We start from the raw sequence: 15,645 nt of genomic DNA, 5'->3' as shown, positions 1-15,645 counted from the left end.
AGGCATGAGCACGCCCATCCGGCCCGACGTGCATCGGCGCTTTCAGGCCGTCGTCCGTCGCGGGATCGCTCGGGCCGACCGCGAGCGGGTCGCGGAGCTGGCGGCACTCCGACCCGTGCGCCGGCAGACCGACGAGGCGCGGCGGTGGGGTGTCAGCATCGGCCCGCCCGGCGCCCGGCCCTCGACATGACGCCGTTCCGATCGGTGATCCACGGCACCTGCCTCGTGGGCGGCCGGCATCCCGTGGGCTCCAAGCTCGCCCGGGAATGCCCGGCTTTACGGCGCCAGGAGCGTGCGGGCCGCAGTGCCGGCGCCCATGGACAGGCCCGCGTGAATCGGGCGCCCCGGCTCGCCGCGCCGCCTCCCCCTGAGGGTGGGTAACCCCCTCCCCATGTCCTCGGCTGATTCCGCGTCCCAGCCCTGCCCCCCAGGCGTACGTACGCCCCTCTCGGGCATCGTGGTAGGCTCCCGGCCATGCCCGATCTGCGGGACGCGTGAGCTCCAGGGGCGGCAGACCGTCTGCAGCGGCAAGTGCCGCGTGGCCAGGTCCCGCCAGAAGCAGGCCGAGGCGCGGCGGGCCGGGGATCAGGGGCTCCGCGCCGCCCTCGAGCGGGTGGCCGAGGAGCTGGCGGGGATCATCGGACGGTTGCGGAACCCACTTGACACTAACTAGGAGTTAGTCTATCGTGTCTCCCAAGAGGCTACGTCAGGTGATCAAAAAGCTGCGGATGGAAAAGGGGCTCAGCCAGAAGGCGCTGGCAAAGCGCATCGGCGTGACGGACGCGTATATCACGATGCTCGAAACGGGCGTCAGGAAGAACCCCTCCCTCGCGGTGCTCCGTCGCCTCGCCAAGGCCCTCGGCGTGCCGGTGACGGAGCTGCTGGGGTGAACGAGCACGCTTTCGAGGAGATCGCATCAGCGCTGCCTCCGGGCCGCTACCGCGAAGTGCTCAGGCATGTGCTTACCCGACTTCCCGAAGGGTGGGACTACTACCGAACGCTGAGCGTTGAACTTTCGCCCGAGAAACCCGCGCGCGGTATTGCGAGCTCTCTCCGCGAGGAAGAATTAGAGACGGCCGCCGACGATCCGCCGATCGAGGGGCACAACGAGCAGGTGTGGACCGTGACGCTCTTCCAACCGTGGCTCGATGGCTTCTCTGATCTCTCCGTCATGTGGGTGATCGCTCACGAGCTGGGACACGTGGCGTCCGGGATGGCGTGTGGGAGCATGGCCCTCGGCGGCAAGCCCTACACGCGAGTCAGCGGCACGAACGACCACTACCGCGAAAAGACTCCAGAGGAGATCTCGGGCGGAGAGAAGGTGGCCGACGCTATTGCTCGAGCTTGGGGCTTCTGGCTCGAGGAAGAGACATTCGAGGCTGAGGCACTACGACTGAAGTAGAAACGCCCCGCGGCGGCGCGAACCGCCCGGGGCCATGGCCCATCACCCGAACGTGACGGAGGGGACGATGAGCGAGGTCAGTGTATCACCGGCCATCCGAGCGATGGAAGTCGGCGAACCGCAGCGGAAGTGGTACATCGTCCCGCGCGAGCTGCCCGTGCCGGCGCCGCTGCCCCAGGAAGAGATCCCAGACCCGGCGCCGCGCCCCGTCCTGGAGCCTGAGCCCGAGCACGTCGGCTGATGGCTGGCGAAGCCGCGAGACTCCCGCTCGAGGTCAGCGACGAACCCCTGGTCGGCTGGCGGTGCTGGTACGTGCTGCCGGGCGAGGGGCTCCTCCGGCCGATCTACAAGCGTGGCCTCGCCTGGAAGCCGCGCCAGGCGCACGAGGCCGTCTGTCCAGAGGAATCGCACGAGGTCCCCGCCGATGGCTGCAAGTGCGGGATCTGGGCGGTCTGCCATCCGATGCTGTTACAGGAGGTCGCCTGGGCCTTCGCGCCTCCGAGTGGAACCCCCAGGCTCCCCGGCGTCGTAGTGGTCGGCCAGGTCGCGCTGTGGGGGAAGATCGTCGAGCACGAGCGCGGCTGGCGCGCGTCTGCGGCCTACCCGCGCCACCTCTACGCGCTCACGGATGATCCGATGGTCGCCGAGACGCTCCGGGAGCGGTATGGCATTCCGGTCGAGTGGGGCGAGGAGGCGAATCGGCTCCGGCGGCTCCTGCCCCCGGCCACTACCGAGGAGGAGGAAGAAGAAGAGGAGGCCGCGCCAGCGCTTCGAGAGGTCCTGCTCGACGTCCTCCGTCACGGCCTGGCGCCGCAGGCGCTCGTTGATTTGGTGGGCGAGGCGCTAGACGACTGGCAAGACTTGGTGAAGCCGCCAGCAGCGCGACGGGAGGCGGCGCGCCGGGCACTTGGGGGCGTGACGTCGGACCGCCGGCAGGAGCGATTCAGCGCCTACATGGCCCACGCTGAGACCCGGGCGCTCGGGGGCGACAGTCTCGCCGCCCGCCGAGCGCTATGGGTCCGATTCGCCAAAGGGCAGCGGTGGGACGCGGACCAGCTGTGGAAGAAAATTCAGCCTGGGATCCAGTGGCGAGACGTACTCCTCGAGGACCTGGCCCGAGGCGTCTCCGCGGGTCCCATACACAAGGGTCGACCCTACGCGGCAGGGACACTCTACGCCAAGCGCAAGGCGCTCGAGCGCCTCGATGCCGAGATCCTCGCGTTCGTCCCCCACGTTGAGGCCCTCGCGGGTGTCACCATTCCGACCTACCGCGAGTGGCGCCTGATCGCACGGGGGATCATCGCGCGCCCGGCCGTCCCGGGACCGTCGGTGGGGGAGCAGCGTCTCTGGCATCAGCACGCCATGCGCCGAGAGGCACGTCTGGCCGAACAGGAGCGTCTGCTGCGCCTCGCGCGGCAGACGATAGCCAGCGCGCAGGGGGCCCTGGAGGCCGAGCGTGCGGCAACCAAGCAGGCTGTCGACGAGAGCCACGCGACACTTGAGGCCGAGCGGGCGGCGCTGCGCGAGGACGTGATCGCTGGGGTCGCGCGAGACCGCGCGGAGCTGCTCGAAGAGGTCGGCGAGCTGGAGCGGCGACGACGGGCGGCGCTCGCCCTGCTGCCCGGCGGCTGGCCCCCGCCGGCGCGCCCGGATCCCATGAGCCGGGCTCTCCGAGCGGTCGCCGCGCACCCAGCCCTTGCCAGCCGCCTCAGAGAGCTGGGCATTACTCAGGCGCAAATCGCCCAGCTCGCCGGCTTCAGTCGCGCCTCGGTGTGTCACGTCCTCGCTGGACGCCAGAAGAACGAGCGGGTTCTAGAAACGGCGCGGGCCATGATTGGGGCCGCGGAGGCTCGCGCGAAGGGAAGCGCGCCTGCGCCGCCAGCCGAAGCGGTTTCTCTCGCGGGGGCCGCGCCGGCTCCCTCGCCGCGCGACGAGCTGGCCCGCGAACGAGCCGAGCTCGACGAGTTGACACGCTCGGCCGCCGCGGATCGCGCGAAAATCACAAAGGAGCGTCGAGAACTAGAGCAGGCCCGGCAACGGGCGGAGAGCGAGCACACGCAGCGCACCCGAGCCACGGCGATCGAGGAGTCGAGTCGTGTGGCCGTCTGGCTGCCTCCGAGGCTGAAAGCCGCCGGGATCAGCCAGACACGCATCGCCCAAGCCGCCGGAGTCGGAGTCTCAGCTGTCTGCCGCGTCCTCGGGGGACACGGGACGAGCGTCCGCGTCGTCGCTGTGGCCAACCGACTGCTCGCCCAGGCAGAGGCGCGAGCGCGAGCGCGGAAGACGGCTCGGCGAAAGGCGAGAGCATGAAGACCGCCTGGCTCCGCCGGCAGCTCGAGGGGCTCACCCCGACGCCGGACGATCAGGCCCCGCGGTGACCGCCACGGCGGAGGACCTGGTGGACGGGATCGCGGCCGTCGCGGAGCGGCTGCAGGACTTGCCCGGCCGGATCTCCGGGTTGGTGATCGGCGTCCAGCGCTTGCAAGGGCCGCGCGTCGATCCTCATAGCCCGCGCCGTCGTGAAGCCTTCCGCGCCGAGGCTCACGCGCTCGTCGACGAGAGCTGGGCCCTCACCGTCGAGATTGGCCGCCTCCTCGAGACGGCGCGGACGCTGCAGCCCGGGCCGCGTCTGATGATTGACCGCTGGCGACGCGACACGCCGCCGGCGCTCCCCCCAGCGTCGGCGATCGCCGGCCGCCCGGTGCGGGGGCCGAGGATCGGCCGGCAGCTCGAGGGGCTGGACGGGGGGAAGCGATGATCGCGCACACGGACATTGCGGCCGGAGTCTCGGAGGTCGGCGAGTATCTCCGCCACGAGTTCCCCGCGGCCGCCACGATCACGTCCACGCGCCTCGCGGACGACGAGGGCGTGCTGTTCACGGTCCCCGCCGCCGGGCAGAAGCATCGCCTGATCGTGTCGCTGCTCGTGCTGCGCGAGCGGACGAGGCTCTCCTTGCGGGCCGAGCGCGTCGGCCGGGCGCTGCGCAAGGCGGGCCCGCAGCCTGTGGTGCTGACGTGCAACGTGATCTCGGGCCACTCGCGGACCCGGATTCAGGATGGCGATTGGCCAGCCTGGCTCCGCCGGCAGAGCGGGGGGCTGGGCCAGTGAATCAGGACTCCACGGAGCGTCGACGGATCGCAGCCCGGCACTACATGGCAATCGTGCCCATGCTGGAGGACATGATCCGGGGGATTGTGGCGCAGCTGCCCGGTCTCCCAGACACGAAGAAGTCTCAATTGGCCCTGACCCTCCGGGGCCGCGGGGAGGACCTCGAGCGGGGCATCATCGAGGTCCTCGTGCGACAGTACACCGTTGCGGAGATTGAGGCCCAAACGCGGTGGCAGTCATCCCCGGAAGGGCGTTCGATCATGAGCAAGATGGCAGCGTACACGGTCGACATAGGCGTTCACGTTCAGCCGATCCTCCAGGCGGTGATCGATGAGTTTCTCAAGCCGTGATCCCTTGGAAAGGGGCGCCGCGATGATCGCCGCCCTCTACGCTCGCAAGTCCACGACCGAAAGGAGGCCCTGATGGCCACCGTCCAGAAACGCACCTGGCTCAGTCGCGGCGCCACCGGTCACAAGGTCCGCAAGGTCGCCTGGGGCTACACGCTCCAGGTCCACGGCAAGCAGGAGCGGTGCTTCCGCGCGGAGTGGACGCGCGAGGCCGCGCAGGATGAGCTCGCCAAGCGGCTGCTCGAGCGGGACACGCCGGCGGCACCCGCCGCGCCCAAGACCCTCGCGGAGGTCTCTGAGGAATACCTCGCCTTCAAGCGGGGGAAGGGGAAGCGCTCGATCCACGAGGACGAGAAGATCCTCGCGAAGCTCAAGGCACGGCTCGGCGCCGACACGCCGCTGCCCGAGATCTCGGCGCAGCGGATCGCCCAGTACGACCGCGCCCGCATAAGCGAGATCTCGAAGCTCGGCCGCTCGGTCACGCCGTCTACGGTCAACCGCGAGCTGGCCGTGCTCCGGCACCTGCTCCGGCTGGCCGAGGAGTGGGGCTACGTCGAGAAGGTGCCGCGGATTCGCTTGGCGCCAGAGCCGCAGGGCCGCCTGCGCTTCCTCTCCGAGGATGAGCTCGTGCGCCTCCTGGCCGCGTGTGAGGCGAAGGCCAGCAAGAGCCCGGTCTTGCTGCCCGCCGTTACCGTGGCCGTCAATACGGGGATGCGGAAAGGCGAGATTCTGGGCCTCGCGTGGGAGCGGGTGGACTTCGCCCGCGGGGTGCTCCGCCTCGAGCAGACCAAGAGCGGGCGCCGGCGCGAGATCCCCATGAACCAGGCCGTTGACGAGGTGCTGTCCCGGCTGGCAGGGCCCAAGGTCGAGGGCCCCGTGTTCCGCAAGGCAGACGGCAGCGAGTGGGGGAGTATCCGCACGGCCTTTGAGGGGGCGTTGCGGGAGGCCAAAGTCGAGGCGTTCAGGTTCCACGACCTCCGGCATACCTTCGCCAGCCACTTCATGATGTCGACGGGCGACCTGCCGGCGCTCCAGAAGATCCTCGGGCACGCAACCCTGGCGATGACGATGCGCTACGCCCACCTGGCCGAGGGCCACGTCAGAGCGGCGATCAACGCGCTCAGGTTCAGCACAAAATCAGCACACGGTGGTAGAATCAGCGGCGAGTGCGCTGTAAGTACCGATGCCCCCGTAGCTCAGGTGGATAGAGCAACAGTTTCCTAAACTGTGGGCCGGGTGTTCGAGTCACCCCGGGGGCACCACCGAATAAACACCGGAGAGCAGGCGCCCGTAGGTGGCCTGCCCTCTGAGTTTGTAGCCTCGTCCGTCCGCATCCTCAAAGGGCTCGAAGATCAGGCGGCCGACCAGGAGCTTCCGGAGGATCTGCCGGGCCTGGATCGGCTGCCGCTCGAGGAGCCCCTGCCAGTCCGCCAGCCGCGCGCCGAGGTCCTCCTGGAGCGCGAGAGGATCTACCCCTGCCGTGAATCGCGTCAGCCCGTCCAGGTGCTCGAGCTGCGCCTGCACGTCCGCCCGTTCGCGCTCCCGGGCCCGGATGGCCTCATGGACGGAGGCTGGGGGCGCCCCGCCGGCCAGGGCGTTGGTCAGGTGGACAAGCTCGGCGTTGAGCTGCCGGAGTCGAGCCTCCATGCCCTCGCGGCGCGCGAGCGCGGGCACGCCCTCAGCCTGCCAGGCGGCGAGCGTGTCCTCAAGCGTCCCCGTGACCATCGCGGGCGTCAGCACGTCGCGGCTGAGCGCGTCGAGCAGGAGCCGGTTGGCCTCGTCCATCGGCATCGTGAGATTGTTCGGGCAGCCCCCGTCGCCGCGGCTCCGATGGTGGAAGCAGCCGTAGTAGGTGCGCACGTGGCGGCCGTGCGTCCGCGTGGTCGCGCAGATGCTTCCGCCGCACTCATGGCAGATAGAGAGCCCGGTGAGCAGGTAGGGCGACTCGCGGGAGCCCTCGGGCCGGCCGATGAGCTTGCCGCCCGCCATGCGGAGATACGCGGCCTGCTTCTGCTCGAGGGCGGCGTGCGCGGCCTGCCACAGGGGCTCGGGCACGATGCGAAGCGCGGGCGCGTCGAGCACCAGCCACTCGGACTCCGGGCGCGCGCGCTTCCCCCGCGTCCCGCCCCGGTGCACCCGCTGCATCTTGTTCCACACGACGCGGCCGTGGTAGAGCTCGCGGTGGAGCATCTCGCGGATCGCCGAGGGTGCCCACCCGCGGCCCTTGCCTTTGGGCTTGGCGATCCCCTCGCCAGTCAGCGCCTTGGCGATGCGGACGAGGCCCCACCCATCCGCGCAGAGCTGGAAGATCCGGCGAAGGACCTCGGCCTGGGGTGCGTTGATCTGCCGGATCACGTGGGCGCGGCGGGGCTTGCCATCCCGGCCCGGGGTAGGGGAGAGGACCTCGACGTTGTCGTAGCCGAAGACCATCCCGCCGGGGACCTGGCCGCGCTCGAATACTCCCGTCAGCTTGTCATGGGTCCGCTGGCTGGCCTTCTCCCGCTCCATTTCGGCGGCGAAGTTGGTCAGGGAGAGCATGACCTTGTCCATGGCCGAGCCAAGCGTCCGCTCGCGGTCCTCGAGGTAGAAGAACACACGCACGCCGGCGTCGGTGATCTGCTTGAGCGCGTAGGCCGTCTCGATCTGCTCGCGTCCGAGGCGCGACTCCTCGGACATGATGAGCACCTGGAAGGGCGGGCGCGGCTTGAGCGCGTTCATGAGGCGCAGGAAGCCCGGGCGCTTGACGAACTCCGCCCCGGAGATCCCGTCGTCGGCGTGGACGTGCTCCGCGGCGACGGTCCAGCCCTTCGCCTGCGCGTAGGCCGTGGCGCGCTCAATCTGCCGCGTGACGGACTTCTCCTCGTCGGGCAGGTTCTGGTCCGTGGACTTGCGAGCGTAAATGGCGGCGATCATGGGACTTCCTCCACGGAGACCACGAGCCCGGCGGGCAGCGCTTCAAAGATCACCCGCTCGTCCGCGTAGTCGACGGCGACCGCGACTGTCTCGGCTTCCGCTGGGAGCACGATATCGTCTCGCTTCGCGCGAGAGAGAGCCAGCGCGAGGGATCGCACATCGCGGGGGGCACTCGGGTTGCTGGCGAGGTCCTCAAGTTTTGCCAGAAGCCAGCGGGCCGGGACAATGATCTCCCCTTGCGGCGTCCGGCCGAACGTGACCGGCGACCGCTTCCGTTGCAAAGTGGCCCCGTCATGCTCCTCCGCGATCGCGGGAAGGGTAAACAGCAGCTTGAACCCGGCGCCCGCGGAGGCGCCCGGCAGCAAGATGCAGGCCCCTGCGCGGACGTCACCATTCGCTGTCATCAGCCCTTGCGCCTTGAAGACGCGCATGACGGCATTCGCGTTCGCTTCCGCATTGGCCTGCGGGTCGTCGCCAACGTCGATCAACCCGTACTCGTTCATGACCTCCATCACCTGCGCCGCCATCATCGCGGAGATTGTCTCCGTGCAGGGGATCATCCGTCTCGCCGTTGGCATCATCCTTTCTCCTTCCCCAGCCCCTCGAGCTGGCGCCGCAACCAATCCTCCCCCCGGAGTGCCGGCGTGGCCGCCTCGGGGGTCGGCACGAGCACCACCACCACAGGCACGACCAGCACCGACGCGCCCCGACGCGATCCGAGCGAGAGGAGCAGGGAGACAATCCAGAGGGCGAGCAGGAGCGTTTCCATCACGCGCCGCTTCCTGCCCGCGCCATGATCTGCCGACGGCGCTGGCGGACCGCGGCCCCTCCCTGAATCACCTGCTCAAGCATGGCGGCGCTGACCCGCACCATGGTCCGAGACCGCACGACGACGGCCGCGTTGAAGGGTTCTCGACGAAGCCATCTCTTCATCGTGGCCGGCGCCACGTGCACCCGGTCGGCCGCTTGCTCGATGGTCAAGGAACGATCGGGCGGGGCGACGGCTGGGGCATCTGACGCAGTCGCGACTTCGGCGCTGAGCTGTGTCTGGACCGCTGCGAGCTCGATGAGGAGCGCGCCCAACGCAGGCCGCGTCAGCCCCTTGGCCCGGCTCGCGTCTGCAACGACCTCCGCGAGGCTTGGGATCGCGATCACCGCGCCCACGTCGCGCGCCCCCATCACGCGGCCCTCCGCCTGTCGGTCCGCGCATGCGGCTTGAGGGCCGGCGTTGGAGCGATCGGCGGCTGCTGCGTTTGCAGGTCGAGGCCCGTTTCAAGTTCTCTGCTCATGCGGATGGCCACGGGGAAGAGCTCGCAGAGCAGCGCGTACGGGAGGTCCTCATGATGGGCCTTGAGCCGATCGAGCAGGTCGCCCTCGACGTCGGTGGCCTCCTGGAGCGTCACAAGTACCGCCGTGAGTCGCTGGGCGAGGCAGGAGAGGTCCCCCGGGTCCGGCGGGGCTTCGGTCTTCGCCCGCGCCGCCATCACGCCACCACCTTCCGGGCACGCGAGACTGGCCGGTGCCGGAGCCGCCGCCGGGCGAAGTTCCAGAGTTTCAGCAGCTCGGGCGTCAGGAAGCCCGCGTCCAGGGCCGCCGTCTCGAATGCCGCCCGTTTGTTGCTCCTGGCGGCGCGCATGGCTCTCGCCCAAGCTCGGGGCTCCGGGATCTTGGGAAAGGGCACCCCGGCAACCACGGACCGATGGCGGGCACCGCGAGGGAAGAGGATCACCCGTGGGTGGTCGCGATCGACCATCAGGCTTATCCGCGGGAGGCCAGTCGCCCCCGTGAGGAACACGGCCGGCGTATCGCCGGGCCCGATGTGGACCCGCAGGCGTTGCCTGCCCTTCGCGTCGTTGAATTTCACCACCGGCCCGGCCGCCTCGAGCATCACCTCCAGGCGGGCGCCGTCGCTTCCGGGATGAAAGAAGACCAAACCGGGGCACCCGTTGTCGTTGGTCGTCAGTGCCGCGAGGCGCTGCCCGTCGGCGTTGATGAGGTTGAAGCACGTAGCCGTGATCGTCCCGGTGTCAACCTTTCCGGCGACCACGGCGGGAAACACGTTGGGCTTGAGCTTGTCGATCGCATCCATGAACTTTTCGTCGCTGAGTCGCTTCGGGGCTGCTAAGATCGGGGTGCTCATTCGCTCCTCCTTCGTCGGGTGTGGGTGATGGGCCGTCGCCCCGGACGTCGCTAGACGTCGCGGGGCGTTTCTACTTCTATTCTCGTGCGAGCCCGGAAATAGACTTCCAGGCGTCGAGCGTCTGGGTGATCGACGCCCGCTCGACCTGCTCCGCCGCCACATAGCGCGCCCACTGCACGGGGTCCAGCTCCGCCCGCAGGGCGTCGCGCACCCGCCCGCGGAGGATGTTCGGATTCAGCGCATCCAACTCCCAACACCAGGACCCGAAGGTCTCCGCGAACCACGGATAGCGGGGGTCGTTCGCCTTGTCCTCGGCCGGGAACCCCAAGTCCTCCCCGAGCGCCTCGGTGTCCTCGATGGTGAGCGCGATGCGTCTGACGTCCACCCCCCACTCGGCCGCGTAGAAGTCCACGGCGTCCTGGTCCCAGGCGTCCTTGTCGGCGCGATCGGTGCTCAGGTAGCGGAGCAGCCGCCGCGGGAGGTCTTGGTCCGACATTCCCCGGCCCGAGGGATCGTGATCCCCGAGATAGAGCAGGAGCAGGGGCTTGTCCCCAGCGGTGCGCGCATCCGCGAGTTCTTTGACCCGGGTGGCGCTGGCGTAGCCGCCGACGGGCAGGAACTCCACCTCGAACTCCTCGAGGACCGGGGCGAGGGTGCCGCGGACGGTCCCCTTCTCGCTCACCACCATGATGCGCGTGGGCTGGCCGTCCCATTTGTTCCGCCGGTAGGCCGCTTGGACCGACCGCGCGAAGGCCGCGGGATCCTGCCAGGCTGCGACGGACTCGATCGCGCGTCCCTCCTGCACGATCCACTCCCACGGGATCTCGCCTTCCTCGCGCGCCCGTGTCAGGAGCGCGCCCACCCGATTCGTGCTGGCCTTGTCCATCCCCGGGATGGCCCCGCGCACAAAGAGCTGGTAGCAGACGGCGCGGACACTGGCCGGCTGGATCTGCTCCAGGATCTCGTGGGCCAGCAGCACCAGATCGAGGCTCTTCTCCGCCCGGCCGCGGCCCATTAGCCCAGTAACTCCGTCACCGGCACGCCGAGCGCCTTGGCGAGGCGGCGAAGGACGTCGAGGGAGGGGTTCTTCCGCACCCCCATCTCGAGCTGCGCGACATAGCCCGCCGTGACCTTGGCCTTCGTGGCCAGGTCGCGCTGCGTCAGGCCCTTCGCCTCTCGGAGTGTCTGGATCACGCGGCTCAGTCTCTTAGGGGACATGCTAGCCCTCAGTAAGCAGAGTTGTCAAGCGCTCTCTTTGAGCTCGCCCAGCCCCTCACCCGAGCACCTGGTAGCGCCGCGCCACGGCCTCGACGGCGCCGACGTCGACCTGGCGCTCCACCACCAGGAGATCGAGCATCTTGCCCTGGATGAGCACGGGCGCCGCGGCAACGGCCTGGCGGACGGCGGCGATCCGGGCCCGCGCCGATTGTGCCTCCTCGCGGCGGAGGGCGATGGTCACGGGATCATGCGCCGCGCAAAAAGGCAGGCCGGGCATCGGCCACGCCGCGCAGCGTCGGGACGTACCGTTCCGACCGAGCACGGCGGCGCACTGCCGCGTTGGGTCCGCGTCCTGGTGCGCGTGGCAGCGGATCTCGGCGCCCTCGAGGCGGTGGTTGCAGGGGGAGCCGAACGGTTTTGGGGCTGGGCAGGTTCGATGGACCGGGTGTCGCGTTGCCATGCAGGCCTCCGGGCGTGTTCGGACGATTGACTCCTCGATCGTCGACGGGCCGGACGATAGCACAGCCGGGCGCCTAGTCCGTCGCCGGTCGCGCCTGCTTGCGCTGCGCTTCACGCTGCTGATATTCGGGATGCCGGCGGCGGAAGCGGGCGTAGCGCGACGGCTCCTGGGTCGCCGGCCGCCCCGGTTTCAGGCGCCGGTGGGCGAGCGCGCCTTCGGGGTGGTCCTCAACGTTGCGGAATCCGCTCGCCAACCCCTCGGGATGCAAGGGTTTTGGCGAGGCCATTTCGAGCGACCCGCTACTACCCCCTTGCCCCCCCTGTCCGCGACGCCCCTGACGGCGCAAAACGGGACATTCGGCGGCGAGCCTGGAGCCCGCGGGATGCCGCCCGCCGACGAGACAGGCGCCGTGCAGCACCGACCGGAATGGCGTCATATCGGGGAGCCGGGCCCGGGACTGGCGCCCACGGCGGGCAGGGGCGGGCTGGCCGGCTCCGTCGCGGGGAGCGGCGTGGCGAACTGGCGCAAGACGGCGATCCCCGCCGAGGCGGTCGCGGTCATTTCACGAAGGAGCGCCAAGATCACATGGGCGCCCGCCGCGGGCAGTTGTGCCGGCTCGAGCGCGGTCCAGATGTTGTACAGCGGCCCGAACGCGACCTGGACGAGCGTCGCCCGCCAGGCCTCGGATTCGGCCGGGAGCGGCGCGGGCTGGGCGAGCTGCAACGCGATGGCGCCGTTGACCGTGGCGACCGCGCGCGCGGCTTCGGCCATCAGCGCGACCAGCAGCGCGCGCGGGAGTTCGGCCGGCGTCGGGACAGGGTCAATCATGGGTCTCTCCTCGCCGCAGAACGCGAACGGCTCCGGGCGGATGAGGATGTTGAGGGTGCGGTCCTGGCGGATCGGCTGCTTTCAAATCCTGCCCACGGGCAGCTTTTGCCTCCTTCCTGGGGAACGCTCTGCGTCGGCCCGCTGCCATAGCTGATGCTCGGATAGAACGCCGTGGCAATCGCCATCTCAGCCCGCCATCGCGAGGCCCGTGGCCCCGGTCATCGAGAGACTGACGATCTCGTCCGTCGCGGGATCGCGGTAGAGGATGTTGAGGTTCAAGTCCCGGTCGAGCTTCGCCAGATCCTTCAGGAACCCGATCTTCTCCGCCACCGCGAGACCCACCAGCGACGGTCCTTCGATGGAGAACTCCTGCCCGGCGAAGGCCGCCGCCCGATCGCCGCGGAACTTCGTTACGCGGGTCACGCCGCCGCCGAAGGGCAGGGGTTGGGCGAGCACATCGGAGGTCGAGATCTCGATTTGCGAGATCCGCTGGGCCGCCTGGTTCAACTGCGTGATCTTGCTCCGGACGGCGGCCTCGAGGCTCTGATTCGGCCCGCTGAGATGCGCCGGATTGACGCCGGCCTGGATGACGGCCACGTAGCTGGTCGGACCGAACCGCGCGAACTCCTCGACCGTCGCCACGGGATAGGTCGCATTCGGACGCCCGACGAACAGCGCCTCCCCCACGCGCGGCTGCCCGCTGGCATACACCAGCGAGACAATGGCGACGCCCGAAGTCCCGCCGACCGCCCCTGAGTTGTGCGTCGTGAGCAGGTCGAAGAGCTCCTGGATGCTCGTGGTCGCTCCGACGGCGCCGCCGAGCCCCGACGCCGCGCCGACCGCCCGATCGATCTCGGCCTGCTTGCGCGCCTTATTGACGGCCGGATCCTCTTTCCCGAGCGCCGCCGCGCCGCCGCCGAGGAGACCGCCCGCGACGGCCCCGACCGCCGTGCCGTAAGGTGGGAAATATGAGCCGATAATGGCCCCGCTGATCGCGCCCGACACGAAGCCCGAGGCAATGCTCTGCGCCGTCGGGGGATTCGACAGCCCGCTGTACACCGTGAAAGCGAGCGCGGCCACCGCCGCGGCAGCCCCGAGCGCGGTGCCGATCGTGGCCCCCGCGCCCGTGGTGGCGGCTGAGATCTCCGCGCCCGAGGCCCCGAGCGCTTGCAGCTCTGCAGCCGTGGCCCCCGCACTGAACGATGGGGCGAGCGTGCTGGCCCCGAAGAGCGAGGGCGCAATCGAGGACAGCGGCGTGTTGAGAAACGCCCGGATCGCATCACTGGTGCTGCCAAAGAGGCTGAGGGCGCCGCCGGCACTCGCGCCGACACCCGCGCCCGCGCCCCCAGCACCCCCGGTCGCCACGCTCCCCGCGACACTGGCCCCGCCCGCGCTCCCGGCCGAGACCGGGACCAGCACGGTCTGGCCGCCCCCCGCGGCGACGGACTGAAAGAGCTGGCCCTCGATCTGGACGATGCCCCCCGCGCTCATGCCACCGCCGAGGACCCCGAGCCCACGGATGAAGGTCTGCCCGCCCCCAGGTCCACCGCCGAGCGCGCGGAGGAGTGGCGCCGTCATCATTTGCCCGAGGGCGTCCGTCACGCTCCGGAGCAGCGCGGCGGAGAAGCTGTTCGCGACGGCGCTGAGATCCTTGAACCGGCCGGTCATGACATTGAAGAACTGATCGGAAAACGCACGCGACATGTTGCCAGCCGTCTGCTGCGCGAAGCTCGACATGATCGCGCCCGAGCGCTCGGCCTCGTCGGCCGCGGTGCGGAAGCCGGCGGCCAGGCCCATCAGCGGATCGCTCTGCTCGAGGCCAACCCGGACGCGTTCTGTCGTGCGGGCCGCCGCCTCGAGGGTGGCGAGCTCCTGCTTGTCGACGTCGAGGCCCGCCTGCTGCAGCTTGAGGCGGGCCTCGCCGGCGATCGCGGACAGGTCGAGCGATAGCCGCTGCTTATCGCTGAGATCCCCCTGCTCCCGCATGACGTTCAGGCGGGCCTGCTCGATCGTGAAGAGCCGCTCGGCCTCGGCCGCGCGCCGCTTCGCCCCCAGCGCCGAGTCTTCCGGGCTCACGCCGGCCGTGGCCTGCTCCATCGAGCCCCCGGCGGCGACGGCCGTCTGCAGCTCAGCGGCAAAGCGCCCCATCGTGAAGCGGCGCTGCTGCTCGCTCGTGGCCTCGAGGGCGCTCACGCCTCGGATGTTGACCGTCTCGAGGTCCTTGGCCAAACGCCGGCGGATCATCCCGATCTCCGCCGGGGAGGCGTGGCGGGCTTCGGCCGCGCCGATCGCCGTCTTGGCCTTGATATTCAAGAGATCCTCTTCGCGGTCGAACTGCTCTCCGAGCGCGTCGTTGATGAGCTTCATGACGCGGAGGTAGTCCGTCTCGGCGCCGAGGGACTCGGCGCGGCCGAGTTGCACCGCGCGGAGCTGGACCCAGGCCTGCGCCTGCTGGAGCAACGCCTCCGTGACACTTTGCGTCCGGGCGAGCGGGAGATTCTGTTCCGTCGCCGCGGCCGCCGCTTGGAGATCCTGCATCGCGGAGCGCGTGATCCCCAGCGCGTCCGAGAGGTCGCCCAAGGCATTGCCGAGCGACCCGACGAAGGTCTTCGCCCGTTCGGCCCTAGCTTCCAGCGCGACCGAGGCGGCCAGCATCGCGCTCTGCGTCGACGCAAGGTCAAAGCTCTTGACCGCGATGTTCAGCCTGGCCTGCGCCTCCGCGGCATTCGTCACCGAGTCGAAGTACGTCTTGAGCGCCACCGCGCCCACCACGGCGACCGCGGTTACCCCCGCGAGCGCCGCGCCCATCGAACCCGCGCCACGCGCGACCAGCCCGAGATTGCCGACCATGGTCCCGAGCATCGGATTCAGCGAGGAGCCGACGTCCGCGGCGAGGGCACGCGTCACCCGCGAGACCTGGTTGAAGCCCTCCCCCATGCTCTTCGAGGCCGTGGCGACCGTGTCCTGCATCGTCTTCGTGGCGGCCCGGACCTTCTCGAACTCGGGCCCGGTCGTGTTGATCGCGGTCAGGTTGATCAAAATTTCGTTTCCGGCCATCAGTCGGTTCTCCTTGTTTGGAACATCAGTCGCGATCCGCGGCCCGCCCACCCAGCATGCTCGTCACGACACGCCGGGCGAACAGGCCGCAGTTCCTGGCCGTCGCGGACCGGCCACACGGCGTGGTGAACGTCACGCCGATCTCCCGAGCGCGATGCGCGTGAGTGATGCC

General features: G+C 69.7%; 22 protein-coding genes and 1 tRNA gene. 10 read left to right on the top strand and 13 right to left on the bottom strand.

Features of this window, described 5'->3' with window-relative positions; genetic code table 11:
- Positions 1-4 precede the first annotated feature (4 nt).
- The 9 genes from Q7W02_02425 to Q7W02_02385 all read left to right on the top strand — a co-directional run bounded on the left by Q7W02_02425 (position 5) and on the right by Q7W02_02385 (position 4,860).
- On the top strand, positions 5-190 hold the full coding sequence (locus Q7W02_02425; protein ID MDO8475046.1) for a hypothetical protein: 186 nt from the start codon (positions 5-7) through the stop codon (positions 188-190).
- 348 nt (positions 191-538) lie between these two features.
- Positions 539-673, top strand: a complete 135-nt coding sequence (locus Q7W02_02420; protein ID MDO8475045.1) for a hypothetical protein — start codon at positions 539-541, stop codon at positions 671-673.
- Between the two features lie 37 nt (positions 674-710).
- The gene (locus Q7W02_02415; protein ID MDO8475044.1) at positions 711-890 is read left to right on the top strand and encodes a helix-turn-helix transcriptional regulator; all 180 of its coding nucleotides are present in this window, start codon (positions 711-713) and stop codon (positions 888-890) included.
- Complete coding sequence (locus Q7W02_02410) at positions 887-1,402, top strand: hypothetical protein (GenBank protein MDO8475043.1); 516 nt, start codon at positions 887-889, stop codon at positions 1,400-1,402. Before Q7W02_02415 ends, Q7W02_02410 begins: the two co-directional genes overlap by 4 nt.
- Before the next feature lie 67 nt (positions 1,403-1,469).
- Complete coding sequence (locus tag Q7W02_02405) at positions 1,470-1,643, top strand: hypothetical protein (GenBank protein ID MDO8475042.1); 174 nt, start codon at positions 1,470-1,472, stop codon at positions 1,641-1,643.
- Positions 1,643-3,712, top strand: coding sequence for a hypothetical protein (locus Q7W02_02400; protein MDO8475041.1), 2,070 nt, complete (start codon positions 1,643-1,645; stop codon positions 3,710-3,712). Before Q7W02_02405 ends, Q7W02_02400 begins: the two co-directional genes overlap by 1 nt.
- A gap of 64 nt (positions 3,713-3,776) precedes the next feature.
- The gene (locus Q7W02_02395; GenBank protein MDO8475040.1) at positions 3,777-4,160 is read left to right on the top strand and encodes a hypothetical protein; all 384 of its coding nucleotides are present in this window, start codon (positions 3,777-3,779) and stop codon (positions 4,158-4,160) included.
- Positions 4,157-4,510 (top strand): hypothetical protein, encoded by a 354-nt coding sequence (locus Q7W02_02390; protein ID MDO8475039.1) that lies wholly within the window; start codon positions 4,157-4,159, stop codon positions 4,508-4,510. Before Q7W02_02395 ends, Q7W02_02390 begins: the two co-directional genes overlap by 4 nt.
- A gap of 59 nt (positions 4,511-4,569) precedes the next feature.
- Positions 4,570-4,860 carry a hypothetical protein gene (locus tag Q7W02_02385; protein MDO8475038.1) on the top strand — a complete coding sequence of 97 codons (291 nt, stop codon included), beginning with the start codon at positions 4,570-4,572 and terminating at the stop codon, positions 4,858-4,860.
- 36 nt (positions 4,861-4,896) lie between these two features.
- Here Q7W02_02385 and Q7W02_02380 read toward each other — a convergent pair whose 3' ends face one another.
- On the bottom strand, positions 4,897-5,955 hold the full coding sequence (locus Q7W02_02380) for a hypothetical protein (protein MDO8475037.1): 1,059 nt from the start codon (positions 5,953-5,955) through the stop codon (positions 4,897-4,899).
- Positions 5,956-6,042: 87 nt separating this feature from the next.
- Between Q7W02_02380 and Q7W02_02375 the strand changes: the two genes are divergently transcribed.
- Positions 6,043-6,119: transfer RNA gene (locus Q7W02_02375), tRNA-Arg, on the top strand.
- On the opposite strand, the gene Q7W02_02370 is transcribed toward Q7W02_02375, so the two are convergent.
- The 12 genes from Q7W02_02370 to Q7W02_02315 form a co-directional block, all read right to left on the bottom strand.
- Positions 6,103-7,770: a recombinase family protein gene (locus Q7W02_02370; protein ID MDO8475036.1), complete on the bottom strand. Its 1,668-nt coding sequence runs from the start codon at positions 7,768-7,770 to the stop codon at positions 6,103-6,105. The two genes, Q7W02_02375 and Q7W02_02370, sit on opposite strands and share 17 nt — an antisense overlap.
- Positions 7,767-8,300, bottom strand: coding sequence for a hypothetical protein (locus Q7W02_02365; GenBank protein ID MDO8475035.1), 534 nt, complete (start codon positions 8,298-8,300; stop codon positions 7,767-7,769). Before Q7W02_02365 ends, Q7W02_02370 begins: the two co-directional genes overlap by 4 nt.
- A gap of 47 nt (positions 8,301-8,347) precedes the next feature.
- On the bottom strand, positions 8,348-8,539 hold the full coding sequence (locus Q7W02_02360; GenBank protein ID MDO8475034.1) for a hypothetical protein: 192 nt from the start codon (positions 8,537-8,539) through the stop codon (positions 8,348-8,350).
- Positions 8,539-8,952, bottom strand: coding sequence for a hypothetical protein (locus tag Q7W02_02355; GenBank protein ID MDO8475033.1), 414 nt, complete (start codon positions 8,950-8,952; stop codon positions 8,539-8,541). The genes Q7W02_02360 and Q7W02_02355 overlap by 1 nt, the downstream gene beginning before the upstream one ends.
- Positions 8,949-9,254: a hypothetical protein gene (locus tag Q7W02_02350; protein MDO8475032.1), complete on the bottom strand. Its 306-nt coding sequence runs from the start codon at positions 9,252-9,254 to the stop codon at positions 8,949-8,951. The genes Q7W02_02355 and Q7W02_02350 overlap by 4 nt, the downstream gene beginning before the upstream one ends.
- On the bottom strand, positions 9,254-9,910 hold the full coding sequence (locus Q7W02_02345; protein ID MDO8475031.1) for a hypothetical protein: 657 nt from the start codon (positions 9,908-9,910) through the stop codon (positions 9,254-9,256). The genes Q7W02_02350 and Q7W02_02345 overlap by 1 nt, the downstream gene beginning before the upstream one ends.
- A 76-nt stretch (positions 9,911-9,986) precedes the next feature.
- Positions 9,987-10,925 (bottom strand): hypothetical protein, encoded by a 939-nt coding sequence (locus Q7W02_02340; protein MDO8475030.1) that lies wholly within the window; start codon positions 10,923-10,925, stop codon positions 9,987-9,989.
- Entirely contained in the window at positions 10,925-11,128 is a 204-nt protein-coding gene (locus Q7W02_02335; protein ID MDO8475029.1) for a helix-turn-helix transcriptional regulator, read from the bottom strand. The genes Q7W02_02340 and Q7W02_02335 overlap by 1 nt, the downstream gene beginning before the upstream one ends.
- Before the next feature lie 55 nt (positions 11,129-11,183).
- Positions 11,184-11,588: a hypothetical protein gene (locus tag Q7W02_02330; GenBank protein MDO8475028.1), complete on the bottom strand. Its 405-nt coding sequence runs from the start codon at positions 11,586-11,588 to the stop codon at positions 11,184-11,186.
- 73 nt (positions 11,589-11,661) lie between these two features.
- A complete protein-coding gene (locus Q7W02_02325; GenBank protein ID MDO8475027.1) occupies positions 11,662-11,874 on the bottom strand; it encodes a hypothetical protein in 213 nt (70 codons plus the stop codon).
- Between the two features lie 146 nt (positions 11,875-12,020).
- A complete protein-coding gene (locus Q7W02_02320) occupies positions 12,021-12,416 on the bottom strand; it encodes a hypothetical protein (protein MDO8475026.1) in 396 nt (131 codons plus the stop codon).
- Between the two features lie 186 nt (positions 12,417-12,602).
- Positions 12,603-15,473 (bottom strand): hypothetical protein, encoded by a 2,871-nt coding sequence (locus tag Q7W02_02315; protein ID MDO8475025.1) that lies wholly within the window; start codon positions 15,471-15,473, stop codon positions 12,603-12,605.
- Between the last annotated feature and the right edge of the window lie 172 nt (positions 15,474-15,645).

Source organism: Candidatus Rokuibacteriota bacterium (assembly GCA_030647435.1).
Lineage (GTDB): Bacteria > Methylomirabilota > Methylomirabilia > Rokubacteriales > CSP1-6 > AR37.
The sequence above is the reverse complement of the archived record's forward strand: the minus strand, read 5'-3'. Positions and strand labels throughout refer to the sequence as shown.

Coding starts and splice junctions, on each gene's coding strand:
- Q7W02_02425 (MDO8475046.1), top strand. CDS start 5: ATGAGCACGCCCATCCGGCCCGACGTGCATCGGCGCTTTCAGGCCGTC.
- Q7W02_02405 (MDO8475042.1), top strand. CDS start 1,470: ATGAGCGAGGTCAGTGTATCACCGGCCATCCGAGCGATGGAAGTCGGC.
- Q7W02_02400 (MDO8475041.1), top strand. CDS start 1,643: ATGGCTGGCGAAGCCGCGAGACTCCCGCTCGAGGTCAGCGACGAACCC.
- Q7W02_02390 (MDO8475039.1), top strand. CDS start 4,157: ATGATCGCGCACACGGACATTGCGGCCGGAGTCTCGGAGGTCGGCGAG.
- Q7W02_02385 (MDO8475038.1), top strand. CDS start 4,570: ATGCTGGAGGACATGATCCGGGGGATTGTGGCGCAGCTGCCCGGTCTC.
- Q7W02_02370 (MDO8475036.1), bottom strand. CDS start 7,770: ATGATCGCCGCCATTTACGCTCGCAAGTCCACGGACCAGAACCTGCCC.
- Q7W02_02365 (MDO8475035.1), bottom strand. CDS start 8,300: ATGATGGCGGCGCAGGTGATGGAGGTCATGAACGAGTACGGGTTGATC.
- Q7W02_02360 (MDO8475034.1), bottom strand. CDS start 8,539: ATGGAAACGCTCCTGCTCGCCCTCTGGATTGTCTCCCTGCTCCTCTCG.
- Q7W02_02350 (MDO8475032.1), bottom strand. CDS start 9,254: ATGGCGGCGCGGGCGAAGACCGAAGCCCCGCCGGACCCGGGGGACCTC.
- Q7W02_02345 (MDO8475031.1), bottom strand. CDS start 9,910: ATGAGCACCCCGATCTTAGCAGCCCCGAAGCGACTCAGCGACGAAAAG.
- Q7W02_02340 (MDO8475030.1), bottom strand. CDS start 10,925: ATGGGCCGCGGCCGGGCGGAGAAGAGCCTCGATCTGGTGCTGCTGGCC.
- Q7W02_02335 (MDO8475029.1), bottom strand. CDS start 11,128: ATGTCCCCTAAGAGACTGAGCCGCGTGATCCAGACACTCCGAGAGGCG.
- Q7W02_02330 (MDO8475028.1), bottom strand. CDS start 11,588: ATGGCAACGCGACACCCGGTCCATCGAACCTGCCCAGCCCCAAAACCG.
- Q7W02_02325 (MDO8475027.1), bottom strand. CDS start 11,874: ATGGCCTCGCCAAAACCCTTGCATCCCGAGGGGTTGGCGAGCGGATTC.
- Q7W02_02320 (MDO8475026.1), bottom strand. CDS start 12,416: ATGATTGACCCTGTCCCGACGCCGGCCGAACTCCCGCGCGCGCTGCTG.
- Q7W02_02315 (MDO8475025.1), bottom strand. CDS start 15,473: ATGGCCGGAAACGAAATTTTGATCAACCTGACCGCGATCAACACGACC.